This is a genomic window from Mesorhizobium sp. M7A.F.Ca.CA.003.01.2.1 (assembly GCF_003998945.1).
Classification (GTDB): Bacteria; Pseudomonadota; Alphaproteobacteria; order Rhizobiales; family Rhizobiaceae; genus Mesorhizobium; species Mesorhizobium ciceri.
In genome coordinates this window covers 1-695 of record NZ_RZRA01001521.1, presented here as the reverse complement: position 1 = coordinate 695, position 695 = coordinate 1, and the positions used below count along the sequence as shown (strand labels likewise).

Here is a 695-nt window from a genome sequence, read left to right as displayed (position 1 = left end):
GCACCCGCCGCTCCGCCGCCGGCGCGAACAGCCTGCGATAATGGTCAAGGTCAAAGCGGTCACCCTCGCTGGCCGCGATCAGCACCAGCTCGGCCTCATCGCCGGACCCGGTCAGCGCAAATGGCAGGCCTTCGATCGCGGAGCGGTCATTGTCGCGGCTGATCAGCAGGCATTTTGTCCCCGGGCGCAGCTTTCCCGACGCCGCCATCTCCCCAAAGGATCGCCACGCCACCTCGCCGGAAGAAACGAAATGATCCCAGCTTCCCGGTTCGAAGCCGAGTTTCATGAGCCGGCTTTCATTGGGTTGAGCCCGCCTGCCGGAGTTCGAAACCAGCACCACGGTCTTGCCGGCGCGTTTCAGCGCCGATAGCGCTGCCGCCGCGCCTGGATAGGGCCGCGTGCCGTCGTGCAGCACGCCGAACTGGTCGAGCAGGAACACATTATAGCGCTCCGCCAGCGGCCCGAGGCCGTCGAGACGTTCGATCGTTTTCGCGCTCATAGGAGTCCTGCCCGGCTTGCACCCATCAGCGCCAGCCGCGCCGTGCCGGCGGCGGCCTCGTCGGAAAGCGCGGGCAGGAAATCGACGCCGAGCCTGCGACGCCGGATTGCCGTCCAGGCCGGGTTCGCTGCCCCGCCTCCGGCGCTCCTGACCGATATCAGCGTGGGCGCGCCGAGCTCGGCAAGCCTGTCATAGC

General features: G+C 67.6%; 1 protein-coding gene and 1 pseudogene. Both read right to left on the bottom strand.

All coding sequences use genetic code 11. The features are described 5' to 3' along the window. The coding region (locus EN969_RS33920; RefSeq protein WP_127419911.1) for a TIGR01459 family HAD-type hydrolase at positions 1-499 on the bottom strand (499 nt) is incomplete at its 3' end. Further along, positions 496-695: pseudogene (locus EN969_RS33915) on the bottom strand (carbohydrate kinase); the annotation flags it as partial. The pseudogene EN969_RS33915 and the gene EN969_RS33920, both read right to left, overlap by 4 nt.